The organism is Azospirillum canadense, assembly GCF_025961225.1.
In the GTDB taxonomy this organism is placed as follows: Bacteria; Pseudomonadota; Alphaproteobacteria; order Azospirillales; family Azospirillaceae; genus Azospirillum; species Azospirillum canadense.
In genome coordinates, this window is the sequence record NZ_JAOQNG010000010.1 from 845,198 (window position 1) to 871,015 (window position 25,818).

Genomic DNA, 25,818 nt, shown 5'->3' on the forward strand with positions numbered 1-25,818 from the left:
CCCAACCAAAGCAAGGGGAAAAAACCCTGTCCCGCACACTTGACACGGACAGATTGGGAATTGGCTTCGGCTGGACAGAAAAATGGCGGCATGCCGGTGCGGCAGCCGCCAAAGTCGGTTCGGGAGGAAACGCAACCAAGTTGCTGAAGATGACCCTATCAATGGGGCCTGAATTATTGGTTAACGAGTTAACTGGATTTCTTCACCATACTGGATTTTTCTTCCAGAGCATTTTAGGCAAAGAAAAAGCGGCTCAGCCACAGATGCAGCGAGCCGCTGGAAGTTTGGTTCGGGAGGAAACGCAACCAAGTTGCAAGACCATGTATAGGGTCGCCATGGTTAACGACCGGTAAATGACAGGGCTTTTTTCTTCTCCTATACTTTTTTGCAGAGCGTACCGCTTTATCGTGGACAGGCGAACAACGCGCCGATGTGCCGCTCCCTGTCGAACAGCGCCGTCCGCCCGGAAGGCTGCACGGGCACCCGCTCCAGCGGCATCGCACCCCATGTTCCGTCATACCCCAGATCGCCACTGGTCGTGGGCACCCCCTTCGCGGTATAGGAGCCGCCTTGTCTTTCACCAGTGACCGGTCATCCATGCTGTCCATCAGCCAGCGCATCGCCGACGAGCTTTCGGTTCGCGAGTCCCAGGTTGCCTCGGCCGTCAAGTTGCTCGACGAGGGCTCCACCGTCCCCTTTATCGCCCGCTACCGCAAGGAAGCCACGGGCGGGCTCGACGACACGCAACTGCGCACGCTGGAGGAGCGTCTCGGCTACCTGCGGGAGCTGGAGGATCGGCGCGCCGCGATCCTATCCTCGGTCCAGGAACAGGGCAAGCTGACGCCGGAGCTGGAACTCCAGATCAAACAGGCGGACACCAAGACGCGCCTGGAAGACCTCTACCTGCCCTACAAGCCCAAGCGCCGCACCAAGGCGCAGATCGCGCGCGAGGCCGGGCTGGAGCCGCTGGCCGATCGGCTGCTCGCCGACCCGTCCAAGGCGCCGGAAGCGGAGGCTGCCGCCTTCGTCAGCGCCGAGAAGGAGGTCGCGGACGTCAAGGCCGCGCTGGACGGTGCCCGCCATATCCTGGTGGAACGCTTCGGCGAGGACGCGGAATTGGTCGGCCGGCTGCGCGCGACCATGGCCGACAAGGGAGTCGTCACCGCCAAGGTGATCGAGGAGAAGCGCGCCGAGGGCGCCAAGTTCTCCGACTATTTCGAGTTCGACGAGGCCTGGGCCAAGCTGCCGTCGCACCGCGCGCTGGCGCTGTTCCGCGGCCGCACGCAGGGCGTGCTGGACATCCGGCTCGACCTTCCGCTGGAAGATGGGCAGCCGCACCCGGCGGAGCGCACCATCGCCGCCCACACCGGCATCCGCGACCAGGGCCGCCCGGCCGACAAGTGGCTGTCGGACGTCGTGCGCTGGACCTGGAAGCTGAAGATCGGCCCGCACGTCGAAACCGACCTGATGAGCGACCTGCGCGACCGGGCGGAGGACGAGGCGATCCGCGTCTTCGCCCGCAACCTGCACGACCTGCTGCTGGCCGCGCCGGCCGGCCCGCGCACGACCATCGGCCTCGATCCGGGCATCCGCACCGGCGTGAAAGTCGCGGTCGTGGACGCGACGGGCAAGCTGGTCGACACCACGACCATCTATCCGCACCAGCCGCGCAACGACTGGGACGGCTCCATCGCCGTAATCGCCGCGCTGGCCGTCCGCCACAAGGCGGAGCTGATCTCCATCGGCAACGGCACGGCCAGCCGCGAGACCGACAAGCTCGTCGCCGACCTGTTCAAGCGCCATCCGGAGCTGAAGCTGACCAAGCTGGTGGTCAGCGAGGCCGGCGCGTCGGTCTACTCCGCGTCGGAGACCGCGGCAGCCGAGTTCCCCACCTTGGACGTGTCGCTCCGCGGGGCCGTGTCCATCGCACGCCGCCTCCAGGACCCGCTGGCCGAGCTGGTGAAGATCGAGCCGAAGTCGATCGGCGTCGGCCAGTACCAGCATGACGTCTCCGGCGGCAAGCTCGCCCGCTCGCTGGAAGCGGTGGTAGAGGACTGCGTGAACGCCGTCGGCGTCGACCTGAACACCGCATCGATCCCGCTGCTCACCCGCGTGTCGGGCCTGAACGAGACGATCGCCCGCAACATCGTGGAATTCCGCGACAAGAACGGCGCCTTCCGCTCGCGCAAGCAGCTTCTGGAGGTGCCGCGCCTCGGGCCGAAGACCTTCGAGCAGGCGGCTGGCTTCCTGCGCATCCGCGAGGGCGAGAACCCGCTGGACACCTCCGCCGTCCACCCCGAAGCCTACCCGCTGGTCGAGCGCATCCTGAAGAAGACCGGCAAGGATCTCGGCAGCGTCATCGGCGACGCGCGCTTCCTGCGCGGCCTGTCCGCGGAAGACTTCACGGACGAACGCTTCGGCGTGCCGACCGTCGAGGACATTCTGAAGGAGCTTGAGAAGCCCGGCCGCGACCCTCGTCCGGAGTTCAAGACCGCCGAGTTCAAGGAAGGCGTGGAGGAGCTGAAGGATCTGAAGCCCGACATGGTGCTGGAAGGCGTCGTCACCAACGTCACCGCCTTCGGCGCCTTCGTCGACGTCGGCGTCCACCAGGACGGGCTGGTCCACATCTCCCAGCTTTCGACCAGCTTCGTGAAGGACCCGCACACCGTGGTGAAGGCGGGCGACATCGTGAAGGTCAAGGTGCTGGAGGTGGATATCCCCCGCAAGCGCATCGGCCTGACCATGCGCCTGACCGACGCGGCCCCCCGCCCCGAAAAGGCCCAGGGACCGCGCGGGGAACGCCCCCGCGATGACCGCCAACGCGATGGCCGTCCGCAAGAGGGGCGCCGCAACGGTCCGCCGTCCGGCAAGCCGGCCGCGAAGCCCACCCCTACCCCAGCGCGGGCGCCGGAGCCGATCAACAGTGCCTTCGCCGAAGCCTTCGCGCGCGCCCAGGCCGGCAAGAAGCGGTAAGCGGCTCGGTTCAGCGCTCCGAATCTGGGACATCCAAGCGTCCACGCCGTTGCGCGTGGACGCTTGGGCTGCGAAAGGTTAGGTTCGCGGAAAGGCCAAGGGCACACCGTCTCATATGACCGCACCCGCAATCAGGATCGCCGGCGCCTACGCTGTTCTCGCCATTGTCTGGGTGGTCGGATCGCACGATCTGTTGGACGCCATCGGGCTCGGCGGGAACGCGCTCGTCGAAAAGTCCAAGGGCGTCACCTTCGTCCTGGTTACGGCGATCCTCCTGTGGTTCTTCCTGCGCCGGGAGTTCACCCGCCGGGCACGGTCGGAGGAAGCGCTCCGCTCGACCATGGAACGGCTGGCGCAGTCCGAGGCCGACCTTCGGTCGATCATCGAAAACCTGCCCGACGCCTTCTATCGCACCGACCTGGAGGGGCGCGTGATCATGGCCTCGCCCCATTTCGCGCGGGAGTTCGGCATCGCGCCGGAGGAGGTCGTCGGCACGCGGATCACCGACCATTACGTGGAAGAAGACGGACGCGACCGGTTCATCGCCGCGCTGAAGGAGGCCGGGGGCCAGATCCGCGACTATGGCATTCCAATGCGCCGCAAGGACGGTGAGCTGATCTGGGTGACCGCCAACGCCTACATCCGTCGCGACCCGTCCGGGCGCGCGCTGGGCGTCGAGGGCGTGGCGCGGAACACCACGGCGCAGCACCATCTGGAAGAGCGGCTGCGCTATCTGGCCGGGCACGACATGCTGACCGGCCTGTGCAACCGCATTCGGTTCGAGGATCGGCTGCAGCACGCGATCGCCCGCGCCCGCCGGGAGAACCGGAGCTTCGCGCTCCTGTTCCTCGATCTCGACGGGTTCAAGGAGATCAACGACACCTACGGACACCACAAAGGGGACGAGGTGCTGGTGATCATCGGCAAGCGCCTCGCTGGTGTGCTGCGCGACAGCGACAGCACCGCCCGCATGGGCGGCGACGAGTTCGCCGCCCTGCTGGAAGGCGACATATCGACCGCAAGTGCACGCGCCGTGGCGGAAAAGGTCATCGCCGCCATCGACGCCCCCCTGCCCGGCCTTTCCCACCGAGTGTCGGCCAGCGTCGGGCTGGCGCTTTACCCGTGGGACGGTGCGGACGCGGACACGCTGCTGCATTCCGCCGACCAAGCCATGTACCGCGCCAAGCGCCTGGGCAAGAACCGCCTCGAACTGGGCGCGACCTGAAGCGTCAGCCGGGCCGGGCCGCCTCAAACGCCAGCCGCAGCCCCAACGCCCCGATGACCGACGCCGCGATACGGTCGATCCAGCCTTTGGATCGCAGGTAGGCCGCGCGCGGGCGCCCGGCGGAAAAGGCGACGGCGACGATGGCGTACCAGCCGGCCTCGATCAGGAACACGGCGGGCGGCAAAGTCAGGAGGACCCACGCCGGCGGGGCCGCGGGAAGCAGCGCCGCGAAAATGCTGCCGTAGACGATCGCGGTTTTCGGATTGCTCAGCTGGGTGGCAAGCGCGAACCAGAAAGCGCGGGTCGCGCCGGTCGCGTCCACGGGTCCTTCCGCCACATGGATAGGCTCTCCGGCGCTGCGCCAGATCCGCACGGCCAGATGGATCAGGTACAGCCCTCCCGCGACCTTCAACCCGAGATACAGCCACCCGACCTGCGTCAGCAGCGCGTGCAGACCAAGCAGCGCGAGCGCCGCGAAGGCCACACCCCCGACGCCCATGCCCAACGCCGCGGCCAGGCCGGCCCGCCGCGACACGGCGATTGATGTGCGCGCCACCAGCACGAAGCTGGGGCCGGGGCTCATGGCGCCGATCGCCAAGGCGCCGAGAATGCTCAACAGGGCAACGGACGCGTCCATGGCAACGGGCTCCGCGATTGATTTCACAGGCCACGATAATCGAGTGGCGCGGGCCTGTCAGGCGTCCGAACGCCGCAGCCCCGAACGGCAGACGGGCCGCCATCCTTCGATGGCGGCCCGTTCCGTTTCGACCGGCGCGTGATGACGCTTGCGGCTCATTCCGCCGCCATCATCACGCCTGGGTTCTTGCGCGGGGCGCTGCGCGGCCGGACGCGCTTGGCCGTCGCCGCGTCCGACGGAAGCAGACCGAGCGTCCGCCCAACCTCCTCATCCGTCGGCTTGCGCTGGTAGGCGGCGACGTAGCGGTCCAGCGCCGCCAGGCATTCCGCGATGGTGCCGGACCCCACGGCCTTGCAGTCCTCGAAGGCGTGGGGTTCCGGGCGGAACCAGTGGGTGATGTAGCACTCTTCGGTTCCGTTCAGGCTGAGGGTGAGGGCGAAGCGGCCCTCGTGCCCGATACGGGCGTGAGCCGCGCGCAGCCGGGCCTGGACCTCCTCGATCATCATGGCGTCGGTTCCTTATCTTCTGGCCTTATCTTCTGGCCTGATCGTCAGGCCGCTTCCGACAGAAGCCGTTCTTCCAACCGGCGGGCCCACTCGGCGTCACGCGCCAGCGATTCGACCAGCGCGCGGGCCGGCGCCGCCGTTTCGGCCGGCGTGTCCGGGCGGAGCAGGGCGGCCAGCCGCATGGCCATGCTTTCCGCCTCCGCCTCCACCCAGCGGGCGTACTGGCGCCGCCGGTCCGCCTCGTTCCAGTACCAGCGCGGCAGCTGGGCGTTGCTGCGCTCCATCTCGCCTTCCCAGGCGCTCATGCGGAACAGGCCGCTGGGAGAGCGTTCGGCGCGGGTTGCGGTCATGACGTCTCCTTTCCAGCCTGTGTCACGGGCTAAGACTTCATGGGCCTCAGGCGGCCTCCATTTCGCCGCCGTCCTGATCACCGTTTTCTTCGCGCTTCAGGATCTCGGCCTTCTTCTGGGCGAAAAGGCTGGTGATCCGGTGCTGGGCCGCGCGATCCACGCTGCCAATCTCGCGCAGGCGGGTGCCGACGCCGGCCCGCCAGACCTCCTCCAGGTCGTCGAGGTCGAGGCAGGCGCCAAGGCGCTTCTTGACCTCCTCCTCAAAGGCGGCGATGGCGGTGGGCTGCAGGTCCGGGTTGGCTTTGGCGGCGTAGAACGCTTCCGACTCCTCCCGGTACTTGCTGTCGTCGAACTGCCCCATGTGGACGTCGGCGGCGAGGCCGAGTTGCACGAGGCATTTGCCGACCGCGTCCGTCATCGACATCTTGAAGCACTCGTCGTCGGGCGCCTCGATGCCGTTGCGGCGGCGGACCATCTCGGTGCCGCCCCACTGCGGGCCGGTCCAGCACTTTTCGCCCGTCTCCGGGTCGATGTACCAGACGCGGGCGCAGATGAAGACCATGCGCTCGGCGATGGTCCAGTCCATCTGCTCGTAGCCCCAGCCCTTGCCGACGGGACCGAACACCTCGGTCATCATCATCAGGCGCCAGGTCGGGTCGATCTGCGTGCCGCGGAAGCCACCGGACCGGGTGAAGGGCTTGGTCGCCTTCGGGTCCGTCCGCTTCAGCTTGTTCCACAGATGCAGGTTCTCGAAGGTGGGAGCGTCGGCCTTCGAAGTGTGGGCCGAAGCGTGGGCGGACGCGGACGCCGTCTCCGCCTTCGAGCCCGTGATCTTCGGCTCGGCCTTGCTCTCGGCCTTTTCGGTTTCGGCGACGGTGTCGGTCTTGCTCATGCGTCCCATGGTCGGGTCCTTCGTCTTTAGAAGCGTTCGTCTCTCCCCTCACCCCAGCCGCCGCTGAGCACAGCGTCCAGGCTCGGGTCAGGGGACAAATCCCCAGCAATCAGGTCCAGGGTGCCGTCCGCAGCGGGCTGCCACGGCTCGGCGGTATCCAGCGCGCGCCGCGGCGGCGCGCCGTAGCGCAGCGACAGGCGCCCCTCGCGGTCGCGGACGAGGTACAGGCCGCGGCCCGGCTCCTCCCCCGCGAAAAAGGCGATGCGCGCGTCGGCGGGCATCAGCGCCTTCAACGCCACCTCCGCCTCCTTCACCGCGATGGCGGTGGAGCGCTGCTCCACCAGCACCGCCGCCAGCGAGACGAAGCGGTTGTGCAGCGCCATGTCCACGACCCGCCGCGTCTCGTAGACCGGCGCGTCGAAGGGCACGGGGTCGCTCGGCTCCACGTCGTTGGTGACGTGCCACCAGAAGGCGCTCAGCGTCTCCAGCAACCGTTCACAATCGTCCTCGTTCCTGCGAACACGCACGATCGCGTGGCCGGTGGGCCGCAGGATCGACAGAAGCCCCCGCTCCAGCCCCATCACCGCCAGCTGGTGCTGGAGCTGCCAGTGGTAGCGCTGGGCCAGCTCCGCGTCCGACTGGAACCCGCCGGTGAACTTCGCCTCCACCACAGTGTCCGGCGCGCCATCCACCGCCCCGTCCTCCCAGGTCAGGAAATCGGGGTGGGCCACCATCCATCCATGCTCGGGGTGAACCCAGGTGTCCTCCGCCGCCACGCAGCGCACGCCGGTCGCGTGCTCCACGAAGCGGGGGTGCAGGTGTTCCGTGGCAATGCCGATCTGCACGGCGGCGACGAGGTCCAGGTTCGCGGGATCCGCGCGCCCGGTCTTCTCCCGCCACAGCGCCACCCAGTCGCCCGCCATAATGCGGGTGGCGTCGGAAGACCCGATCCGCCCTGCCCGCGCGGCGCGCTGCGCGTCGGTAATCGCCATTCCCCTTCCGGCCCCCCAGCCGTTGCCAACCTCCCCGCCTTACGCCCTTCCGAAATGCGCCTTCGCAGCACCTTCGGCATTAATCATAAGCCGTACGCTGAATATGGGCTGCGAACATGCAGGATTCAAGAACAAAAAGAGAACCTGCAACGTGGCCGTAAGGATCGAAAGATCGATTGTTTTCATGAAAGTAAGTCGCCGCCTGAAATGCTGCGGCAGCGCTTCGCGACTCGGCGCGGGAGAGCACACAGATGGACACGACCACGCCCCGTTTAAGAGGTGGTTCGTAAATAATTATCCGCGCGCCTTTGCGACTCTCTTTTCGAAATTCTTCGTCAAATCCGCAGGGAACGGACGACGTGCACGGCCACCCCAGCGACGTTGGCATCGCCGATCGGCGTCGGGCGGCAGTCAGGGTCGGTGCTGACGGGCAGCAACTGCGGCGGAAAGAAGCGGTAGCCGCAGACCGTGCCCTCGCCCACCGTCACCACCACGTCGCCGGCCTGGGGCGCCAGCACGTCGGTCGGTTCCAGGACGACGCAGTCGTCGGGCAGAACCCCGGCGGCGTTCAGGCTCCTGGACGCGATGGTCAGGGCAAAGGCCCGGCGGGAGGCCGGCCGGTCCACCGCGATGCTGCGCCCGCCGTCCCGGAGCGCAGAGGCGATGAAGGCCTCCCCCGCCCGGCGGCCGAGGTCCAGGAAGGCGTGCACCTGCTCCACGCTCAGCACCGGCACGCGGGTCGTCGGGGGGTAGGCGCGCTCGTCCAGGAAGCGCGGCTCCGATCCTGCAATGCGGGCAAGCCGGCCCAGCGTCTCCGCGCTCGGCACGCTGCCGGCGATGGGGTCGCGCAGGAAGCGGGTCAGGTTGGTCGCCGTAACGCCGGCCAGGCGCGCCCAGGCGCCGGCGCTCCAGCCGTGCGCCTCCATCACCCCGGTCATCCAGCGCAGGATCGCCCGCCGCGTGTCGTCCATGGCCCGGTCCTCACCACCTCAACGCCCCTTTTGCGCCGATAAGAGAGAACATTGGCGGAACGCGCAAGGGTCCATCGACTATGCCGTAATTTCGTCGAGGATACGCTGCGATTTCGCAGTATCGCCATGCGCCCTCCTGCCTCCTCCGGCGGCACGCCGATGCTCCCTATTGCGGCGGAAGATTCCGGCGCCACCTTCAAGGCGCACACCAACGGGGAGCGTTGCCATGATCGTCACCAGCACCGACAACGTCGAGGGCCGCCGCATCACCCAGTACCTGGGCATGGTTGCCGGGGAGGCGATTCTGGGCGTGAACATGTTCCGCGACCTGTTCTCCGGCATCCGCGACATCGTCGGCGGGCGGGCCGGCGGCTACCAGAACGCGCTGCGCGACGCGCGGGAGGCCGCCTTTGCCGATTTGCAGGAATCCGCGCGTGCGCTCGGCGCCGACGCGGTGGTCGGGGTGGACATCGATTACGAGGTGCTGGGCAAGGAAAACGGCATGCTGATGGTCTCCATCAACGGCACCGCCGTGCGGCTGGGCTGAAACGAGAGGTTCCCCTTCAGGCTCCGCCGATTGCCCTACTGGACAGGTCGGAGGCTGTTCGTAGACTTCTCGTCCAAGCAACGCTTCTGCGAACGAAGAACATCCGGAGGGGAACCATCATGCGATCCGTGGCCATGCGCCTCGGCGGCCTCGTCATGGCCGCCGGGCTTCTGTGCGCGGCACCGGCCCTGGCGCTCGACGGCCTCGTCGAGAAGAAGGTCTTCGAGATGCCGTCCTACACGACCACCGGCGGCGGCACGATCAAGAATGTCCGCGTCGGCTGGGAGAGCTACGGCAAGCTCAACGACGCCAAGGACAACGCGATCCTCGTCACGCATTTCTTCAGCGGCTCCAGCCACGCCGCCGGGAAATACAAGGCGGAGGACACCGCCCCCGGCTATTGGGATTCGATCATCGGCCCAGGCAAGCCGCTGGACACCGACAAGTACTTCATCATCAGTTCCGACACGCTGGTGAACCTCTCGCCCAAGGACCCGACCGTGGTCACCACTGGGCCGGCCAGCATCAACCCGGACACCGGCAAGCCCTACGGCATGAGCTTCCCGGTCGTGACCATCCGCGACTTCGTGAACGTGCAGAAAGCCCTGCTCGACAGCCTGGGCATCAAGTCGCTCCAGGCCGTGATGGGCGGCTCCATGGGCTCGCTCCAGGCGTTCGAGTGGGGCGCCTCCTACCCGGAGATGGTCAAGCGCGTCATCGCCGCCATCGGCGGGGCGGAGGCCGACCCCTTCCTGATCGGCTGGCTGAACCTGTGGGCGGCGCCGATCAAGGTCGACCCCAACTGGCAGAACGGCGATTACTACGGCAAGGAGGAGCCCAAGGCCGGCCTGACGGAGGCGTTGAAGCTGGTCACCCTTCACGCGCGCCACTGGAAATGGGCGGACGCCACCTTCGGCCGCAAATGGGCCGAGGAGGGCAAGGACCCGCGCCTGTCGATGAACAACCAGTATGCGATCGAGGCGTGGCTGGACAAGGCCGCCGCCGCCCGCGCGTCGGTCAGCGACGCCAACCACTTCCTCTATCTGGTCAAGGCCAACCAGACCTTCGTCACTGGCAACGGCGGCACCGTGGAGGAAGGGCTGGCGAAGATCAAGGCGCCGGTGCTGCTGATCCCGTCGGCCGACGACATGGTCTTCCCGCCGGACGGCAACATGCGCCCGCTGAAGGAACGGCTGGAAAAGCAAGGGCTGAAGGTCGAATACACAGACGCGATCACCTCCACGCTGGGCCATCTCGACGGCGTGGTGAACATCGCGAAGGCGGGCGACACCATCGCGCAGTTCCTGGCGAAATAGCCATCCACCGGAACCGCAGGCGGCGGCCCCGCATCATCCGGGCCGCCGCACAGGTGCGGCGCGACATTCGCGTTTTGGGAGTTCACCGGCCCGGTTATCTCTATAAAATGGCGAAATTCATCCTGACCCTGTCCCATCGGGTGCATATCGCCATGAATGTTTTCGCCAAGACCGCAGCGCTCGGCGCCATCCTCGCCGGGGTGGCCTTTCCCGCCCTGGCCCAGCAGAAGTCCGCCCTGCCCGTGCCAACGCCCGCCACCCATCTGGCCGGCGTGACTGGTTCGCTGGCCAGCGTCGTGGGCAAGACGAAATACGTCCACGAGCAGGAGAACAACAGCCCCGCGGCGGTCGTCCTGCCGCTCGGCGACGGGAAGTACGAGGTCGAGGCCGACTGCTCCGGCTGGGTGTCGCACAACCTGAAGAAGCTGCCGCTCCAGTACGAGGCGGTGCACGCCTACCAGTCCCAGGTGCCGGGCGAGGCGGAAAAGCCCTACCCGCGCGCCAACGTCTACCGGCAGTATTTCGCCAACCTGAAGCCCGGCGCGCCCTTCACGCCCGTCCGCAAGCTGGCCGACGTGCGGCCCGGCGACATCCTGTCCTGGTGCCTGCCCGGCCATTGCGGCATCCCCTACACGGGCAAGCCGGCGAACGACACCGGCCACGTCATGGTGGTGATGAGCCAGCCGATCCCGGCCGGGCGCGGCAAGGCGTACCTGATGGTCCTCGATTCCTCGTCGGTGGCCCACTACAGCGCCAAGACCCTGCCGCCGGCCGTGCTGAAGGCCCATCCGGGCCTCGCCCAGGCCTACGCCCGTTATCCGGACGTGCGCGACACGGTGGTGGATGGCAAGGTCTCGGCCAACGGAGTCGGCCCGGGCTTCATCCTGTTCGGCACCGACGCGCGGGGGGCCATCAACAGCTTCCAGTTCGGCCCCGGAGACCATGTGAACAGCGAGGACATCCTGTTCGCCGTCGGCCGTCCGGCCCAGCCCGCGGCCACCGTCGCCTCGAAGTAAACGCGCTTCCTCCTCCCGGCCTTTTCTGGCCGGGAGGTGGCGTCTATGGGCGTCCGCCCTGCCCGATGTAGTTCGGCATCAGCCGCGCTTGTTCCCCGACATACACCCGGCAGCGGCTGTCCTGCCCGTCGAAGAAATAGACCTGCCCCTTCTGCCGCTTGCCTTGCGGGTCCACCAGATTCGCACCGCCGGAAAAAGCGACGCCGTAACGCTTGTCCGGCGTGCGCGCCCAATAGAATCCGTCACTCTCTTGCAGAAAGGCCCCGCGCTGGCACAGGTGCGACAGCGCCGGATCGAACTTGGCGAGGCCGTCGAGCCCCTTCGGCAAGCTGTAGACCGCCTGGGAGCGGGTGAAGCGCGTGCGGGGCGGAAGGATTTCCTTGGGAACCACCGGCGGCTGCATGAGCGCGCGCAGGTGGTCGGGGGCGGTGCGCTCCACCCGCACCGGGTCGGCCAGGGCAGGCGCAGCGGCCAGCATGATCAGAGCGACGACGGCCAAGCCGTTCATGGCGTTATCGGACCGACGGGTTGTTGGCGACAAAGGCGACGTAGGGCAGCTTCCGCACCGCCGTGGCGACCAGCAGGTAGGCGACCGCGAAGGACAGCAGCGACGACAGGAAGTAGCCGTAGCCATACCACGCGAAGCCCATGCGGCTGAAGGCGAGCGTCAGCCCGCCGTTGGCGGCCAGATAGAAGACTTGCGCGAACAGGTTGCGCCGGCGCAGGTCGAAATAGGCCAGGATCACCGTGCAGAACAGGAATCCCACCTGGAAGAAGGCCCCCAGCGCGCCGAAGCGGAACATGCCGATCTGCTGGTAATGCAGGCCGAGCGCCCCGACGATGTTCGGCGCCAGGAAGATCGCCAGGGCACAGACCGCGCCCTGGAGGATGATCAGGTTGCGCGAACTGTCCAGCAGCGCCTGGATGATGCCTCGGTGGTTGCGGGCGATCTGGTCGTAGGTCGCGTGCTCCTGGATGTCGCGGTAGAAGCCCTGGTAGCGCTCGAAGAATCGCGTCTCGACATTCACGGTGAACAGGGTCAGCGCCGGCATGATCGTCAGGTAGGCGACAAACATGGCGCTGTCGTAGGCCGAATAGATCACCATCGCGCCGGACACGGCCTCGCACTCCGGCACGAACCACATGATCCACTTGTCGACCCAGACCGCGACGTTGGCGACCAGCCCGACCAGGGCCAAGTCCCAATAACGGCGGAAATAACTTATAAAGGCGAACAGCCGCGCGACGCGGTACGGATACTCCGCGAAGACGCGCGCGATCAGCCCGAACTGGATGACGGCAAGGCCCGCGGAGAATCCCCAGACCATCCCGGTCGGTCCGGCAGCCACCCCCAACGCCGCGGTCGCGACGGTTCCCACCGCCATGCCGATCCCGAAGGCTGCCGTGACGGCCACATAGTCCTTCAGCGCCGACAGGAAGATCGACACCACCCAAATGCCGCTGACCAGGAAAAATCCCACCAACGCCGCCGCCATCATGGGCGTCGGCAAATCGCTGAAGAACAGGTAGAAAGGCCCCGCCGTCATGGCCGACAGCGCGTAGGCCAGCCCGAGCGTCGCCAGAAGCATGCCCGGCGCCGCGTCCACCTGCTTGGCGTAGATCGCGTCCGCCAGATAGCGCGTGGCGACCAGCACCAGCGGCCCGGTCAGCACGACCGAGAAGCAGAAATTGTAGATCACCACCACGCGGAAGAGCGTCAACTCCTCCATCGAAACGGTCACCTGCCCGATCAGGTTGATGCCGGCGAGCGCCAGGATGGTGAACATCCAGGGACCGGAGGTGATGAAGGCCGAGTGCGCGTAGCCCTGCAGGACCCCCAGCAGGTCGTCCCGGCGGGCCAGCTTGCGCAGCGCGAAACCGATGCCCGCCATGTCACGCCGCTCCCTGCGCCGGGGGGCGTTCGAACAGGCTCGGCCGCGTCGGCAGCGCGATGTGCTCGTCGTATATGCCGCGGTAGATGCGGTCGATCTCCACCTTGTCGTAGTAGCGGGCGACGCGCTGCGCGATGGCTGCGGCGCAGCGTTCCCGCCAGGGCTCGTCGAGCAGCAGGGCGCGCAATTCCCGCGCGGTGTCCAGCGGGCTCGCCAGCGGTGTGATGGCACCGCCCGGCCCCAGCGGAGGAACCTCGTCGTCGCGGCCCAGGATCAGTTCGGAGCAGGAACCGACGTCCGTCGCCACGCTCGGCACGCCGGACGCGCCGGCCTCCAGGATCACCAGCGGCTGCGCCTCGCTGACGCTGGTCAGCGCGATGGCGTCCACCTTGCCCAGCCAGTCCGTCAGCTTCACGCGGCCGGCGAAGATGACCGTCTCCTCCAGACCCAGATGCTTCACGATGGTCCGGCACTCCTCGACATAGCCAGGATCCTCCTCCAGCGGTCCGAGGATCATCGCCTTCAGGTCGGGGATGTCCTCGCGCAGGATGCCGGCCGCGCGGATGTAGGTCTTCACGTCCTTGATGGGCACCACGCGGCCGATCAGGGCGATGGTCGGCGGACGCTTGGAGGTGTCGCGCTGAACCTTCGAATATCCAGCGTAATCAATGCCGTTCGGGACGACCTTCAAGCGGCTTGGGTCCGCGCCCTGGCGCCGCTGGAATTCCTGGTTGCCGCCGTACAGCGTGAGGATGCGGTCGCAGGCGTCGTAGCAGGCCTTCGAGTAGCTTGCGAAGGTATCCAGCCAAAGGTCTCTCAGATCACGCTTTTTCTTGTCCACGACCAGCGAGGTGTCGGCCCCTTCGAACAGCCATTCGGCCATCAGGATCTCGATGCGCCGCTCGTTTGTGTAGATGCCGTGCTCCGTCAGCAGGGCCGGACGGCCGGTCTCCAGCTTCGCACGGGCTGCGAACAAACCAGCGTAACCAGTTGATATTGCGTGATAGACCTTCGCCGCAGGCATCGGCGCCAGCATCGTCGCGAACAGCCCGCTCATCAAGGCGCGGGAGCCCCAGAAATACTCCAGGAAGGAGGCGTCGGGCAGGGTTTCCCGGCACAGCCCGACCACCATGCGGAAGGCTTCCTCGGAGTTCAGCAGCACCCGCCGCCCGACCCTGCCGCGCCGGCGCGACAGCAGGCGCACGATCTCCTCGACCTCCGGAAGGCCGCCGCCCTGCTGCAAGCGCTTCAGCGGCGCCTCGATCCGGCGCATCAGCTCGGCCTTGCCGGGCACCCAGGGCCAGCCCGGATCCGGATCCTGAAGATAGACGTGGGTCAGGCCGGTGACGTTCGGCGGCAGTTCGTAGGCCATCGTGCGCGTGGCCCGGTCGGCGACCAGCGAGACGACGTGGAAGGTCAGGTCCGCGTGCGACTTGATCAGGTCATGCGTCCAGGTGGACACGCCGCCGAGGATGTAGGGGTAGGAGCCCTCCATCAGCAGGCAGACGTCGGCCGGCTCTTTGGATTTGCAGAAATCGGTCATGCGAACACCGGCTCTTTCCGGTCCTCGGCCGGAGCGCTCCACAGCGCTATGACCGACGCCAGCGTGTCGGTGCTGTCCCCGCCGTCCGGCATCAGGTCCGCGCGCCGTTCCGCCATGGCGCGCAGGTCGCCGTAGCGGCGCAGGCGGAACAGGCATTCCGCGTACCAGAACAGAACACGCCGGTCGTCCGTCCGCTCGACGAGCGGGTCCAGCGTCCGCGCGGCCTCCTCCACCAGCCCGCAGCGCAGCAGCAGGCGGCCGAAGTCGTGCCGGGCGTCATCATCATCGGGCGCAAGCTCCAGCCCACGGCGATAGCCGTCCTGGGCCTTGTCGCGGATCTCCTGCTCCCGGTTGGTGTCGAGCAGGCCGCAGAAGGCGTAGTCGTCCAGGTGCCGCGCCAGAGCCAGCCCCGCACGCGCGTCCTGTGGATTTGCCCGGGCAGCCCCATCCAGTTCCAGCCAACGTTCGTTGAACTCGTGCTCCACGCGCGCGGTGGCGGTCGCCGCCTGGACGCGCACGGACGGGTCGGAATCGGCCAGCCCGGCCTTCAGCGCTGGGGTGAAGGCCGGGCGGAAGTGCCGGGCGACCAGCGCGATCACCGCCTGCTTCTGCTGGGGCGAGCCGACCGACATGACATCCGTGAAGGACTCCGCGGCGGCGAGGTGCGAGGTTTCGCGACCCGACACAATCAGCTCGTACAGCTCCTGCGCCGGTTCGGACTGGCTTTCCGGGAACAGGGACAGGTACCAGTCCTGAAAGCCGGTGGCGTAGCGCCGGAATAGGGCGTGCAGCAGCGTCGTCAGCAGCGTGCAGGCCGGCCCGATCGGCCCCAGCACCGGCGTGGTGACGAGCAGCAGGCCAGCCAATCGCAAGTCCAGCCCGCGCCTCGCCCGCGACCGCACCCACAGTGCGACAGCCGCCACGACGCCGGCATGGCCCCCGAAGGCCACGGCAAGCCCGAAGGGCCCCGGCAGTCCGATAGCGCAGGCGACCACGCCGGCCTCCGCGGCAAGCGCCAGCGCGAGCGCGGCCAGCAGGCCGGCGGTGCCGCTGTTTGGCGCCTCCTCCAGCACGGCGTCTGCGGGTTCGGCGTGGCTGGTCATTCCGCCCCCACCTTCTGCGCCGTAAAGGAGATCGGCAGGTCGGCGAGATCGGCCGGCAGGGCCTTGCGGACGGACGCCTCCAGTCGTTCGGACACCAGTTGGGCCCGGTCCATCGGCGTGCCGGGCAGGACGACGCCGAACACCATGCCGTGCTGGCCGACGTCGCAGGCCATGTCCGTGTCGCGCAGCCCCTGCCGCACCGCCCGCCCGATGGCGGCCGCGACCTCCGCCCGCCGGTCTGCGCTCAGCCGGGACAGGCCCTGCGGCCGAATGGTGACGGTGGTCGTCTCGAAGCCGAGCCGTCGGCCCAGGTTCGCCAGGAAGATCGCTTGCCGGTCGATGAAGCCCGACGAATAGAGCGAGCCGTCGCCCGAATAGAGGCGTTGCTCGTTCAGCTCCCGGAACTGCCGCGCCTTGGCCAGGGCCGTACCGATCCATTCGCAGAGAATGCGGAAGTTCTCCAGGCTGTTCACGCCGAGATCCAGGAATCCCAGGCTTTCGATCTTCAGCATGCCGACGACCTCGCCCGTGTCGTCGCTGACCAGCGGGCCAGCCAGGACGCCCTCACCTTTCAGGATGCGCTCGTCCTCAGCGCGGGCGACGCACAGGATGCGCTGGCGGCCGACCACCGTTTCGAACAGCTGGGAGGAATGGTCGAACCAGCGGGCGTAGCTGTCGTCCTCGTCGTCCCACCCCTCGTTCGTCACCGATTCCAGGACGTCGTTGTTCAGAAGGAACAGCGAGAACTTCTCCGGCCGCATGACGGAGCGGACCAGGTCGGCGACGCCCAGCACCACCTCGCCCTCGTCCAGCTTGTCGATGGCGCGGGCCGCTTGGTAGAGCGTGAAAACGGTGCGCAGCTGGCCGGCGACGCGGGTTTCCAGGCTCTCCTTGACCGATTTCAGCTGCCGGTAGGAACGCGTGATGGCGTCCGATTCCCGGCGGGCGAGGTCCAGGTGGGCGCGCAACTCGTCCCGTTCCCGGATCTGGCGCATGCGCAGTTCGCCGAACATCACGGCGGCGACCAGCCACAGGATGGGCTCCCGGCTGATCGTGAACAGATACTGATAGAAGTCTTGAGAGATCAGCTGTTCCGGCAGGTTGCCGACCCGCAGAGCCAGCGACGCCACGACGGCGGCCAGCACGCCCTCGTTCGTGCCGTACTGGATGGCCAGCAGCAGGACCGGTATCCAGAAGGGATGCGGCTGCACCCCGTCGAAGCGCAGGCCGGCCCCGACCGCCGCATCGAGCCCCAACGCCACCAGAAAGAACAGGGCAAGCTCCACCAGCGCCACGCGGCGCAGGCCGAGGACGCGGCGCGGTCCGGCCTGCGCCGCCGCCGGGCTTCCGGGATTGAGACCCGGTTCCAATGTGGAGTCGCTCATGCCGCGGTTCTTTCCAATGGCGGTCCCCAATGGCGGTCCGGTCAGGAAGCGCCCTTATCCACGCCCGCGCGCAGCCCGGCCAGCATGCGCTCGACGACGCGCTGCGCGAGGTTGTTCACGCTGTCGCGGGCGAAGTAGCTGCGCCCGGCCTGCGACTGGCTGGAGGCCCACAGCACCGTCCCGTCCGACGCCCGCACCAGACGGGCGTTCATGCCGACGACCGGCTCCTCGCGCAGGCCGTGCTGGTAGCCGTATTCCGTGACGCTGCCCACCAGCACCGCGTCGACGCCGAGCGTCCGCCCGACCTCCTGCGCGTAGGTGGTCTCGGTCAGCTTCTCCACGTCCACCTTGGCACTGATCAGCTGGTTGCGGACCCGGCTCGCCTCCACGACGCGGAACAGGTTCATGCCGTAGAGGTTGGTGGACACCAGATCCGACGCGATCATGCCCGCGTTCTGGTGGGTCGTCAGGTTCTCGAAGGGCAGGACGGCCACCGTGGCGCCGCTGCGCAGCACGGAGACCTCCCCGCCCGCGAAGTCGCGGCTGGTGCCCCGGCTGCACCCCGACACGGCCACCGCCACGCCGATCACCATGCCAATTGCCATGGCCGCCCTCAGCGCCATTCCCAGCCCCGGCATCATCCCTCTCCGCCCGTCCGTCGTCATGTCCGCCCGTTCCCCCAACCGCGCCGTCAATAGCGCATGATCAGATAGCCGCCCGCCGCGGTGGCGGTGGCGCCGTTGCCGCGCGCCGTGGCGCGGGTGTAGCTGGCCCGCAGGCCGAGTTCCAGACTCTCCAGGGGCTCGTAGGCGAGGGCCAGCGAGCCTTGCGGCCCGCCCTGCCCGCGCCGATCGTAGGCGTAGCCACCCTGGAGGTTGTAGCGCAAATAATCGGTCAGAGCGTCGTCCAGCGCGAGCTGAAGCGCGTGCACCTCGCGCGTCTGGACCGGCAGGGGCTGGTAGATGGCCCCGGCCTCGTTGACCCGGTCGGCGCGCCGCGTGACATATTCCGCGTCCAGCACATAGGCGATGCTGGTCACCGGCCCGTCACGCGTCAGCACGTAGCGGACCGCCCCCTCCACTGTCGCCGAGCTGGCGAGGTCGCTGTCCCCCGTAAGGCCGTAGCGGTTCCAGCCGGCGCCCATGTTGGCGGACCAGCGATCCGACAGCCGCTCCTCGTGGCTCAGGAAGACGCGGTCGCGTCGGCCGCCGCCGACGATGCCCTCGATGAAGGTGTAGTTCGGTTCCCGCCACGCCACGCCGGCGCGGGTCTCCGACTCCTCGTCGCGCCAGCCATGGACATAGCCGGCACCGACCGTCTTCTGCGCGGCGAACAGCGACAGGCGCGACTGCTGCAGCTCCGGCCAGTCGTGCCGCAGCGTCAGCTCCCCGCGTTGGCGGTTGCCGTGGAACGGCGCCACGGCCCCGTCGGCCCGCACCGCCTGGTCGACGTCCACCGTCCGGTTTTCCAGCGCGTAGAGGAGGCTGGTGTTCCCGCCCACCTCCAGGCTTCCGGTCAGCCGGCCGATGCGCTGGACGTCGGCGTTCTTCACCTGGAACAGGTCCCAGTCGAGCCGCGCCTGCTCCCCACGTTCGCGCAGCAGGCTGGCCTTGCCGGCGACGAGCGACGGCTCGTCCGGAGTCAGTTCCAGGGCGCGGTCGTAGAGCCGCACCGCCTCCCGCCAGCGGCCAAGCCGCTCCTCCGCTTGGGCGAGCAGCGCCGTGGACTGGGCGTCGTTTGGGTTGGCACGCAGCAGGTCGATCAGCAGGCTGCGCGCCTCCCGCACGTCGCCCTGCTCCATCAGCGTGACCGCGCGGAAATAGTCGATGCGCCGCTGCGCTGCCTGTTCCGCAGACTGCTCCTCCGCGCTGCGCCGGTCGGCCCGCCGTTCGCGGGTGAAGGCGATGCTCACCCCGTTGGCCTCGACGGCGACCTCCGCGGTCACCCCCTGGGCGAGCACCAGAAGCACGCTGTCATAGCCGTAGAGGACATTGTCCACCCAGCCCTGGAGCCGGTCGGGGATAGTCTCCAGCGGGGCGTCGCCGAGCGGGCGGGACGCGCGGAGCGTCAGCTCGCGGCCGTCGAGCCCCGGACTCACCGTGACCGCGCCGGGCCAGCGGAGCGTCAGCCGCGCGCCGGACTCCTCGCGGGTCGCCTCGACGCGCACGGCAGCGGCTTTGGTTTGCGCGATGGCTGGGGTTGCGACGGCCAGCAGCAGCGCGCCGGCGAGCGCGCGGACACTCTTACGGAAGGCTGAGCACACGGCGCGCCTCCGTCATCCGGCCACTGTCGATCAGCATTGACGCGTAGTCCGCCTTCAACTGACGGTCGGCCGGCCGCAGCTTGCGCAGGGCCTCGAACAGAACCACCGCGTCGTCCACCTTGCCCAGCCGGTGCAGGATATTCGCCTCCGTCTGCACGACGTTGTCGCTCTTGGCCTTCAGCGCGCGGACCTGCTCCAGCGCGCGGCGGTAGAAGGGTACGGCCTCGGTCGGCCGTTTCTGAGCGGTCAGGGACTCGCCGAGGAAGTAGTTGGCCTCATAATCGCCCGCCCCCTTGGCGAGGAAGCCGCGCAGCAGCCGTTCCGCGTCGCCCAGCCGGTTCTCGTCGTAAGCCAGCATGCCCAGCTGGCGCAGCGCGTCACCGTCATCGGGCTTGTGCGCCAGCACGGCCTTCCAGGCCTCGGCGGCGGCGCCGCGCTGGCGGGTCTGCTCCGCCAGACGGGCGTAGCGGCGCAGGCGTTCCGGCTCCCGTTCCTGCCCAACGGCGGACTTGACAGCCTCTGCCAACTCCTTGCCCTTGCCCTGGGCGGCGAGCGCCTCGATGTAGGGGCCTTTCAGGTCCTTGGCCGCGGGCGCGCCGGCCTGCCCCAGCCGGTCTGCGACCCGACGCGCCCCGCCGAGTTCCGCGAGGCGGTCGTACCAAGCCGCTTGTTCGGCGGGGGAGGTCGCCCCTTTCGCCCGCCCCTCGATCCAGTCGAGCGCCGCTGCCGGCGGGCGCGGACCCCATAGGTAGGTCAGCTGCTTGAAGTCCGGGCTGTCCGGCCCCTGCCCGGCCGCGAGGCGCAGCAGCGCCTGTTCGGCGGAGGCCTTGTCATCCTGGTCGAGCAACGCGAAGGCGATCTCGCGCCGTTCCTTGGCCGGCACCCGGTCGTCGCCGGCGCGGGCAACCAGATAGCGGCGCAACTCGTCCTTGCGCCCCAGCTTTGTCAGCGCATCCCGGTACAGGCCGTCCCAGCGCGCCTCGCCGCTGGCGGCCAGCTGTTTCAGCACGGGAAGGGCGCGCGCCGGCCCCGCGACGTCGAGCAGCAGTCCGGCGTGATCCTCCCGCCCCTTCGCGTCCAGGTCGGGACGCGCGAGGTCCGCTTCCAACAGGTCGGCCAACTCCCCGATGGCCCCCGCCTTGCGGGCGGCGTCCGCGTAGGCGAACAACCACTCCCCGCCCAGCCGCCGCGCCCGGTCGCGCAGCAGCGGCAGCGCGGGCTGGTAAGCCTTGAGGTCGAGCAGCGTGTAGACGAGCGCCGTCTCCTCCTCCTCGCGCAGGCCTCCCTTGGCGAGCTTGGCGGCGACGAAGCGGGCCAACTCCTCGTTGCGGCCGAGCGCACCGAGGGCCGCCGCATAGGCCGATTCAACCTCGGCACCTCCATCGGCGAGCATCGCCGTCAGGTGCGGCAAGGCGTCGGCGGGCCGTTTGGCCGACAGCAAAGCAACGGCGAGCGCAAAGCGGCTGCGCGGCGTTGGAGCCGCAGCGTAGACCCGCTCCGCCGCCTTCAGCGCCAGGGCGGAGGCGCCCCGCTCGGCCGCGATTCCGGCGATGTCCTGCAACAACGCGGGATCAAGCCGGGGATGCGCATCGAGCCAGGACGCGACCTGGGCGGCGTCGCCGGCCTTGGCGGCCAGCCGCAACCAGCCGAGATCCGCCGCCTGCGACGGCGAGGCGGCACGGCGCGCGTTGAACCAGGCGACGCCTACCTTTGCACGGTCGAGGTCAAGGAACAGGCCGCCCAACTCCTCCAGAACTTCGTCCGGCAGCGCTCCGCTCAGGGGCAAACGGTCGAAAGCGTCGGCGGCTGCCCCGCGCTGCCCGGCGCGGTCCAAAAGGCGCACGGCGGCCAGATGCTCGGCCAGCGGCAGCGTCGCGTCGGCGAGCGCCACCCGCGCTTGGCGCCCCGCCTCCCCCTTGTTCCCGCGGGCGATGGCGATGTTCGCGGCGAGCACCGGGTGCTTCGCCAGGACGGCGTCGCCCAGTTCCCGCGTCATACGGTCGAGGACTGCCTCGTCACGCTCCCGGAAGGCCGTCTCGGCCATGCCGACCAGCGCCCAGTCGGGGATCAAGTTGAGGTCGCGTCCCTTGGCCGTCTCCAGCGCCTTCCGTCCCATGCCGACATTCATCTGCAAGGCAACCAGCCGGCCGAGCGACAGGTCGTCCACCGCGTCCGGCAGCGCCTCCAGCCGCGCCCGCGCCTCGCCCATCCGGTCTGCGGCGGTCAGCAGGTCGATGTAGGTCAGTTCCAGCGCCAGCGGGCGGCCCGGATCGGCCAGCTTCGGTTCCAGCAGCTTGACGGACAGGTCGGGGCGGTTTGCCGCAGCAAGCTGGCTGAGCAGGCCGATGGTGTCGCCCACGGTGGCGTCCAGCGCGATCCACTGCCGGGCGCGTGCGTAGGCCTCCCCCGCCCGCCCCTGGTCGAGCAGCAGGCTCATCAGCAGTTCGCGACCGTTCGGCTCGATGGCCCCCTTGGCCCGGTCGTCGGCCCGGCCCAGCCGTTCAATCGCCTCCGCGGTGGCGCCTTGCGAGGCCAGCAGCGTTCCAAGTTCCATCTGGGCATCGCCGTCGTCGGGGCGTAGGTCGCAGTACTGGCGCAACGCGTCGATTTGCCGGTCGATTTGGCCGTGGAAGCCGGCCAGAGTGGCCATTTCCCGGTAGTTTTCGTCGGTCGGGCGCAGCCGGGCCAGAACCTCCAGGTTCTCCAGGTAATCGCCCATGCGCTGGGCGTCGCGGTAGAGGCGGGAGAGGATCTGCCGTCCCTCGGCGTAGGAGGCGTTCGCTTCCGGCTCGCGGGCGACGAACGCCTCCATCAGCGCGATCGCCCGGTCGACCTCGCCGCCGTCGAGGTACAGGCGGGTCAGCGGCATGACGGTCGCGGCCGAATGGTCGCCCGCGTCGAAGCGCTGCTCGTAGGCCAGCCGCGCGGTCGCGTAGTCCTGGTCGCGGAACTTCTGGAGGGCCAGTTCCTCGCCGCGCGGAATCAGCAGCAGGCTCACGCCGACGCCGACCGCAAGCATCACAAGGACGAACAGGATGTTCGCGCGCATCCCGCTCCCCCTACTGTGCCGTCCGGCGGACGCGCAGCGTCAGCGGACGGATCGCGGCGGCATCGACAGCGACGCTCAGACGCCGGTCGGCCCCGACGTCGGCCTCGCTCTCCCACAGGATGGCGCCGCCGCGCTCAGCGGTCACGGCGTAGCGACCGGGCTCCGGCACGTGCCAGACCATCTCGCCCTTGCCGTAGCCCTGCGCACCAACGCGGAAGCCGCCGCCATCCACGACCAGTCCGTTGAACGCCCAGCGCCCCTGCACGAGGTAGGGCCGCGCCACCGGCGGGTCCTGGTCGGCGCGCGCGGCCTCGCCCAAGGCAACCACCGGCTCCGCAACGGCGGGGTCGAGCGCCACGTAGAGGCTGCCCTGGTGATGCCGCTGGCCGATCACCCCCGTGGACCGATTGAGGTCCACCGCGGTGAAGCTGGCGCGATCGAAGCGCAGCGTGTTGAGGTCGCCGCGGTCCTTGACGCGCCACCGCCGCTCCCCGTCCGGGATGAGGCGCGTTGCGTAGAATCCGTCGGCGATGGCGGCGTAGGTGGAGGCCATCACCGGCGCAATCTCCGCCTCCCGCGCGGCGGCCAAGTTCCGGCGCAGCGCCTGGACACTGGCGGTCTTCTGGCCGGAATACATGTGGTAATAAATGTTGAACGGCTTCAGCCGCAGCGGGCTGTCGGTGTTGCGCACCGTGTTGATCAGGTTCTGGAACCCGAAGAAGCGGTTGGTCCAGAGGTCGGTGTAGGTGTTCTCGTTGCTGTTCCCGGAATAGATCTGCCGCTCCGCTCCCACGGGAAGGCCGATGGGCGGCACCGCGGTGATGGACGGGAACTCGGCGTCGAGGCGGGCGTCGCCGCCGTTCATGTTGCGGGCGCCTGCCTTGCGCGTGGCCGCTACCGCCGCGGCGAAGGGCGAGGTGTCGCCGGGCCACTGCACCAGCACGGCCTTCTTCCCCTCCGGCGCCATGCGCGTGAAGTAGGCGAGCGCGCCGCCGATCTCCTGGTCCAGGTCGAAGGGCCGTTCCAGATAGGCGCGCGGAATCGAATAGCGCCCGATGTCCGACACCTCGCCGACCGCCTCGTGGCCGGGGGTGGCGGCCCTGTTGCGTCCCAGAATTTCGTCCAGCAGGCCGCGCCGCGGGGCGTCTTCGGCGCGCTCGTTGAACACGGCCTCCTTCTGCGGCGTGTAGTCGGCGAAGAAGGACCAGCGGAAGGGATGCGTCCAGGTGTGGCTGGCGGGCTCCACCTGCGGCAGCGCGAACAGGCGCGACGCCGCTCCCCGCGTCTCCGCGGTGCCCTTCCAGTCCGCGTCCACGTCGCCGACGATGGGGGCGACGGTGACCGGCAGGTCCGGGAACGCCTCGATCGCCTCGCGCCGGACCACGTCGGCGGCGATGACCCCACCTTTATTGTTTGGATCCTTGTTGTAGGGCTCCACCTCCGTCACGTTGCGCCAGCCGTCCCCGTCGATGTGGCTGAAATAGATGCGGCGCCCGGACAGGGTGGTGACGTCCGGCTTCGGCAGGTCGTCGGTGGCGAAAACCGTGCGGAAGAAGGCGAAGGGGTCGAGGATCCAGAGGCTGCGGTTCAGTTCCGGATCGTAGTGCCGGACATAGCCGGTGTAGGCGAAGCCGCCGGTCGGCCCGGTGACGACGAGGTGCGTGTCCGTCGCCTCCTCCCCGTTGCGGCGGATCACCAGATGCGACTGGAACCGACCGTCGATCTTGCGGTAGAGCGCGAAGCCGGGAAGCACGCCGATGAGCGGCCGTTCGTAGCCGACCAAGGCGTCGCTGACCACCGGCCGGGCGCGGTAGGTCAGGTCCACGTAGCCGTCGTCGTCGCGCAGGCCGAAGCGCGCGAAGAAGCGGTTGGACAGGGCGAGCGGGATCGTCTGCCCGTTCGACCGGCCGCGCACCCCTGCTTGGCCGAGCACCGCGAAGCGCAGGCCGCGGTCCATGGCGGCCGATGCCCAGGCGATGTAGTCCTGCGGGTCGGCGAAGGGCTCGTTGGTGAACCAGGTGACGACGCCGCGCAGGTCCGGGTAACGCGACAGGTCCGGCAGCCCGTCCGCCACGTTCCAATAGGCAACGGTCAGGCCCAGGTGGTTCAGCGGCATCTCCGCCATGGTGTGGATGCGGGTGCGGCGGACGATGTTTTCCTCCCGCAGGTCCACGAGCGCGAGGATGGTGCGCGGAACCGCGCGCCCCCCCGCCGCCCGCGCTGCGCCGGGAAGGAGCGCTGCAGCGAGGATCAGCAGGACGGCCAGGCGACGGAGGACGCTCCCCAGGGTCACAGAGGCTTCTCCACACCCCGGGTTCCGGCCATCGCGGGCTCCGGCACGATGCGGTCGAGGTCGACCACGGACACGTAGGGCACGAAGCCGTTCGCGCGCTGGAGCGCGTAGATGCGGCGCAGTCCCTCCGCGTCGGCCGGGTCCCAATAATCAAGGGAATAGAGGCCCAACGCGGCGTTCACCCGCCGCGCACCGGTCAGCGCCTCCACTTGGAAGCGGTAATCGTCGGCGGACTGGAGCCGCGGTGTCTTGGCCGCGAAATCCCACCCCGCGTAGACGCTTTCTCCCAGCGCGAAGTCGATCATCGGGGCGACGTCCGGCAGGATCTCGTAGGCACGGTTCTGCATGATGCGGATGCCCGGCCAGTTGGCCCGGATGGCGCGGACCAGCCGGGCCGCCCCCTCCGTCATTCCGGCCCAGCGCTTGGCGTCGGTGCGCTCCAGGTGCGGCGGGTTGTCGAGCGTGTCGAGGAAGATCCCGTCGAACCCCTGGCGCAGGATGGCCGGGACCAGTTCCTCGACCACCAGCTTGACCCAGCGCTGGTCGCGAACGTCGACGTAGAAGCTGCCGGCCCAGTTCGGATTTTCCTCCGACAGCAGGCCCCAATCCTTCACCGGGGCGAACCAGGGGCGGTGCTGCTCCACCTCACCCAGGCTGATGTAGCCGAGCAGAGTCTTGCCGCGGTCCTTCAGGACGCGCAACGGCGGGTGGTGCGCGCTGTCCAGCACGAGCAGCCGGTAGGGTTCGAAGGCCTTCACGGGCTCCTTGTCGGCGTAATACACCGCCCACGGGGCGGGCACAGACGCCGCTTGAGCCCCGCGAGCGAGCGTCAGCGCCGCCGCTCCGCCCATTAGGGCACCCATGA

The 25,818-nt window shown here is 68.6% G+C and carries 22 protein-coding genes; 6 read left to right on the forward strand and 16 right to left on the reverse strand.

All coding sequences use genetic code 11. The annotated features are described in order from the left end of the window. Positions 1 to 53 precede the first annotated feature (53 nt). The 3 genes from M2351_RS39610 to M2351_RS39620 all read left to right on the forward strand — a co-directional run bounded on the left by M2351_RS39610 (position 54) and on the right by M2351_RS39620 (position 4,198). Entirely contained in the window at positions 54 to 353 is a 300-nt protein-coding gene (locus tag M2351_RS39610; protein WP_264661454.1) for a hypothetical protein, read from the forward strand. 244 nt (positions 354 to 597) lie between these two features. After that, positions 598 to 2,973: a Tex family protein gene (locus tag M2351_RS39615; protein WP_264662430.1), complete on the forward strand. Its 2,376-nt coding sequence runs from the start codon at positions 598 to 600 to the stop codon at positions 2,971 to 2,973. Between the two features lie 115 nt (positions 2,974 to 3,088). Continuing rightward, the gene (locus M2351_RS39620; protein ID WP_264661455.1) at positions 3,089 to 4,198 is read left to right on the forward strand and encodes a sensor domain-containing diguanylate cyclase; all 1,110 of its coding nucleotides are present in this window, start codon (positions 3,089 to 3,091) and stop codon (positions 4,196 to 4,198) included. Between the two features lie 4 nt (positions 4,199 to 4,202). Here M2351_RS39620 and M2351_RS39625 read toward each other — a convergent pair whose 3' ends face one another. The 6 genes from M2351_RS39625 to M2351_RS39650 form a co-directional block, all read right to left on the reverse strand. Continuing rightward, positions 4,203 to 4,835: a LysE family translocator gene (locus M2351_RS39625; protein ID WP_264661456.1), complete on the reverse strand. Its 633-nt coding sequence runs from the start codon at positions 4,833 to 4,835 to the stop codon at positions 4,203 to 4,205. A 155-nt stretch (positions 4,836 to 4,990) separates the two neighbouring features. Then, positions 4,991 to 5,341 carry a hypothetical protein gene (locus M2351_RS39630; RefSeq protein ID WP_264661457.1) on the reverse strand — a complete coding sequence of 117 codons (351 nt, stop codon included), beginning with the start codon at positions 5,339 to 5,341 and terminating at the stop codon, positions 4,991 to 4,993. A gap of 44 nt (positions 5,342 to 5,385) precedes the next feature. Further along, a complete protein-coding gene (locus M2351_RS39635) occupies positions 5,386 to 5,691 on the reverse strand; it encodes a hypothetical protein (RefSeq protein WP_264661458.1) in 306 nt (101 codons plus the stop codon). Positions 5,692 to 5,737: 46 nt separating this feature from the next. Next, positions 5,738 to 6,592, reverse strand: coding sequence for a hypothetical protein (locus M2351_RS39640; protein ID WP_264661459.1), 855 nt, complete (start codon positions 6,590 to 6,592; stop codon positions 5,738 to 5,740). 17 nt (positions 6,593 to 6,609) lie between these two features. Beyond that, positions 6,610 to 7,575 (reverse strand): YqaJ viral recombinase family protein, encoded by a 966-nt coding sequence (locus tag M2351_RS39645; protein WP_264661460.1) that lies wholly within the window; start codon positions 7,573 to 7,575, stop codon positions 6,610 to 6,612. Positions 7,576 to 7,910: 335 nt separating this feature from the next. Next, complete coding sequence (locus M2351_RS39650) at positions 7,911 to 8,546, reverse strand: XRE family transcriptional regulator (RefSeq protein WP_264661461.1); 636 nt, start codon at positions 8,544 to 8,546, stop codon at positions 7,911 to 7,913. Between the two features lie 226 nt (positions 8,547 to 8,772). On the opposite strand from M2351_RS39650, the gene M2351_RS39655 reads away from it, so the two are divergent. From M2351_RS39655 to M2351_RS39665, 3 genes are all read left to right on the forward strand, one after another. Beyond that, a complete protein-coding gene (locus M2351_RS39655) occupies positions 8,773 to 9,093 on the forward strand; it encodes a heavy metal-binding domain-containing protein (RefSeq protein ID WP_209762756.1) in 321 nt (106 codons plus the stop codon). 119 nt (positions 9,094 to 9,212) lie between these two features. Then, positions 9,213 to 10,409, forward strand: a complete 1,197-nt coding sequence (locus tag M2351_RS39660) for an E22 family MetX-like putative esterase (protein WP_264661462.1) — start codon at positions 9,213 to 9,215, stop codon at positions 10,407 to 10,409. Positions 10,410 to 10,516: 107 nt separating this feature from the next. Then, positions 10,517 to 11,425, forward strand: a complete 909-nt coding sequence (locus M2351_RS39665) for a hypothetical protein (protein ID WP_264661463.1) — start codon at positions 10,517 to 10,519, stop codon at positions 11,423 to 11,425. Between the two features lie 43 nt (positions 11,426 to 11,468). Here M2351_RS39665 and M2351_RS39670 read toward each other — a convergent pair whose 3' ends face one another. The 10 genes from M2351_RS39670 to M2351_RS39715 are packed head-to-tail and all read right to left on the reverse strand — an operon-like array spanning position 11,469 to position 25,816. Continuing rightward, positions 11,469 to 11,933 carry a hypothetical protein gene (locus M2351_RS39670; RefSeq protein WP_264661464.1) on the reverse strand — a complete coding sequence of 155 codons (465 nt, stop codon included), beginning with the start codon at positions 11,931 to 11,933 and terminating at the stop codon, positions 11,469 to 11,471. Positions 11,934 to 11,937: 4 nt separating this feature from the next. Then, positions 11,938 to 13,317 (reverse strand): exopolysaccharide Pel transporter PelG, encoded by a 1,380-nt coding sequence (pelG, locus tag M2351_RS39675; protein WP_264661465.1) that lies wholly within the window; start codon positions 13,315 to 13,317, stop codon positions 11,938 to 11,940. A 1-nt stretch (position 13,318) separates the two neighbouring features. After that, the gene (gene pelF / locus M2351_RS39680; protein ID WP_264661466.1) at positions 13,319 to 14,860 is read right to left on the reverse strand and encodes a GT4 family glycosyltransferase PelF; all 1,542 of its coding nucleotides are present in this window, start codon (positions 14,858 to 14,860) and stop codon (positions 13,319 to 13,321) included. Further along, positions 14,857 to 15,963 (reverse strand): tetratricopeptide repeat protein, encoded by a 1,107-nt coding sequence (locus M2351_RS39685; RefSeq protein WP_264661467.1) that lies wholly within the window; start codon positions 15,961 to 15,963, stop codon positions 14,857 to 14,859. Before M2351_RS39685 ends, pelF begins: the two co-directional genes overlap by 4 nt. After that, positions 15,960 to 17,348 carry a GAF domain-containing protein gene (locus M2351_RS39690; protein WP_264661468.1) on the reverse strand — a complete coding sequence of 463 codons (1,389 nt, stop codon included), beginning with the start codon at positions 17,346 to 17,348 and terminating at the stop codon, positions 15,960 to 15,962. Before M2351_RS39690 ends, M2351_RS39685 begins: the two co-directional genes overlap by 4 nt. Before the next feature lie 41 nt (positions 17,349 to 17,389). Then, positions 17,390 to 18,013 carry a CsgG/HfaB family protein gene (locus M2351_RS39695; RefSeq protein WP_264661469.1) on the reverse strand — a complete coding sequence of 208 codons (624 nt, stop codon included), beginning with the start codon at positions 18,011 to 18,013 and terminating at the stop codon, positions 17,390 to 17,392. A gap of 26 nt (positions 18,014 to 18,039) precedes the next feature. Beyond that, on the reverse strand, positions 18,040 to 19,611 hold the full coding sequence (locus M2351_RS39700) for a tetratricopeptide repeat protein (RefSeq protein WP_264661470.1): 1,572 nt from the start codon (positions 19,609 to 19,611) through the stop codon (positions 18,040 to 18,042). Continuing rightward, on the reverse strand, positions 19,592 to 22,660 hold the full coding sequence (locus tag M2351_RS39705; protein WP_264661471.1) for a tetratricopeptide repeat protein: 3,069 nt from the start codon (positions 22,658 to 22,660) through the stop codon (positions 19,592 to 19,594). The genes M2351_RS39700 and M2351_RS39705 overlap by 20 nt, the downstream gene beginning before the upstream one ends. A 10-nt stretch (positions 22,661 to 22,670) precedes the next feature. Then, positions 22,671 to 24,953 carry a polysaccharide deacetylase family protein gene (locus tag M2351_RS39710; protein WP_264661472.1) on the reverse strand — a complete coding sequence of 761 codons (2,283 nt, stop codon included), beginning with the start codon at positions 24,951 to 24,953 and terminating at the stop codon, positions 22,671 to 22,673. Beyond that, positions 24,950 to 25,816 carry an endo alpha-1,4 polygalactosaminidase gene (locus M2351_RS39715; RefSeq protein WP_264661473.1) on the reverse strand — a complete coding sequence of 289 codons (867 nt, stop codon included), beginning with the start codon at positions 25,814 to 25,816 and terminating at the stop codon, positions 24,950 to 24,952. The genes M2351_RS39710 and M2351_RS39715 overlap by 4 nt, the downstream gene beginning before the upstream one ends. Positions 25,817 to 25,818 lie beyond the last annotated feature (2 nt).

Excerpts from the sequence above, each read along its gene's own strand:
- M2351_RS39615 (WP_264662430.1), top strand. The coding sequence starts at position 598 with ATGCTGTCCATCAGCCAGCGCATCGCCGACGAGCTTTCGGTTCGCGAG.
- M2351_RS39620 (WP_264661455.1), top strand. The coding sequence starts at position 3,089 with ATGACCGCACCCGCAATCAGGATCGCCGGCGCCTACGCTGTTCTCGCC.
- M2351_RS39625 (WP_264661456.1), bottom strand. The coding sequence starts at position 4,835 with ATGGACGCGTCCGTTGCCCTGTTGAGCATTCTCGGCGCCTTGGCGATC.
- M2351_RS39630 (WP_264661457.1), bottom strand. The coding sequence starts at position 5,341 with ATGATGATCGAGGAGGTCCAGGCCCGGCTGCGCGCGGCTCACGCCCGT.
- M2351_RS39635 (WP_264661458.1), bottom strand. The coding sequence starts at position 5,691 with ATGACCGCAACCCGCGCCGAACGCTCTCCCAGCGGCCTGTTCCGCATG.
- M2351_RS39640 (WP_264661459.1), bottom strand. The coding sequence starts at position 6,592 with ATGGGACGCATGAGCAAGACCGACACCGTCGCCGAAACCGAAAAGGCC.
- M2351_RS39645 (WP_264661460.1), bottom strand. The coding sequence starts at position 7,575 with ATGGCGATTACCGACGCGCAGCGCGCCGCGCGGGCAGGGCGGATCGGG.
- M2351_RS39650 (WP_264661461.1), bottom strand. The coding sequence starts at position 8,546 with ATGGACGACACGCGGCGGGCGATCCTGCGCTGGATGACCGGGGTGATG.
- M2351_RS39655 (WP_209762756.1), top strand. The coding sequence starts at position 8,773 with ATGATCGTCACCAGCACCGACAACGTCGAGGGCCGCCGCATCACCCAG.
- M2351_RS39660 (WP_264661462.1), top strand. The coding sequence starts at position 9,213 with ATGCGATCCGTGGCCATGCGCCTCGGCGGCCTCGTCATGGCCGCCGGG.
- M2351_RS39665 (WP_264661463.1), top strand. The coding sequence starts at position 10,517 with ATGGCGAAATTCATCCTGACCCTGTCCCATCGGGTGCATATCGCCATG.
- M2351_RS39670 (WP_264661464.1), bottom strand. The coding sequence starts at position 11,933 with ATGAACGGCTTGGCCGTCGTCGCTCTGATCATGCTGGCCGCTGCGCCT.
- pelG (WP_264661465.1), bottom strand. The coding sequence starts at position 13,317 with ATGGCGGGCATCGGTTTCGCGCTGCGCAAGCTGGCCCGCCGGGACGAC.
- pelF (WP_264661466.1), bottom strand. The coding sequence starts at position 14,860 with ATGACCGATTTCTGCAAATCCAAAGAGCCGGCCGACGTCTGCCTGCTG.
- M2351_RS39685 (WP_264661467.1), bottom strand. The coding sequence starts at position 15,963 with ATGACCAGCCACGCCGAACCCGCAGACGCCGTGCTGGAGGAGGCGCCA.
- M2351_RS39690 (WP_264661468.1), bottom strand. The coding sequence starts at position 17,348 with ATGAGCGACTCCACATTGGAACCGGGTCTCAATCCCGGAAGCCCGGCG.
- M2351_RS39695 (WP_264661469.1), bottom strand. The coding sequence starts at position 18,013 with ATGACGACGGACGGGCGGAGAGGGATGATGCCGGGGCTGGGAATGGCG.
- M2351_RS39705 (WP_264661471.1), bottom strand. The coding sequence starts at position 22,660 with ATGCGCGCGAACATCCTGTTCGTCCTTGTGATGCTTGCGGTCGGCGTC.
- M2351_RS39715 (WP_264661473.1), bottom strand. The coding sequence starts at position 25,816 with ATGGGTGCCCTAATGGGCGGAGCGGCGGCGCTGACGCTCGCTCGCGGG.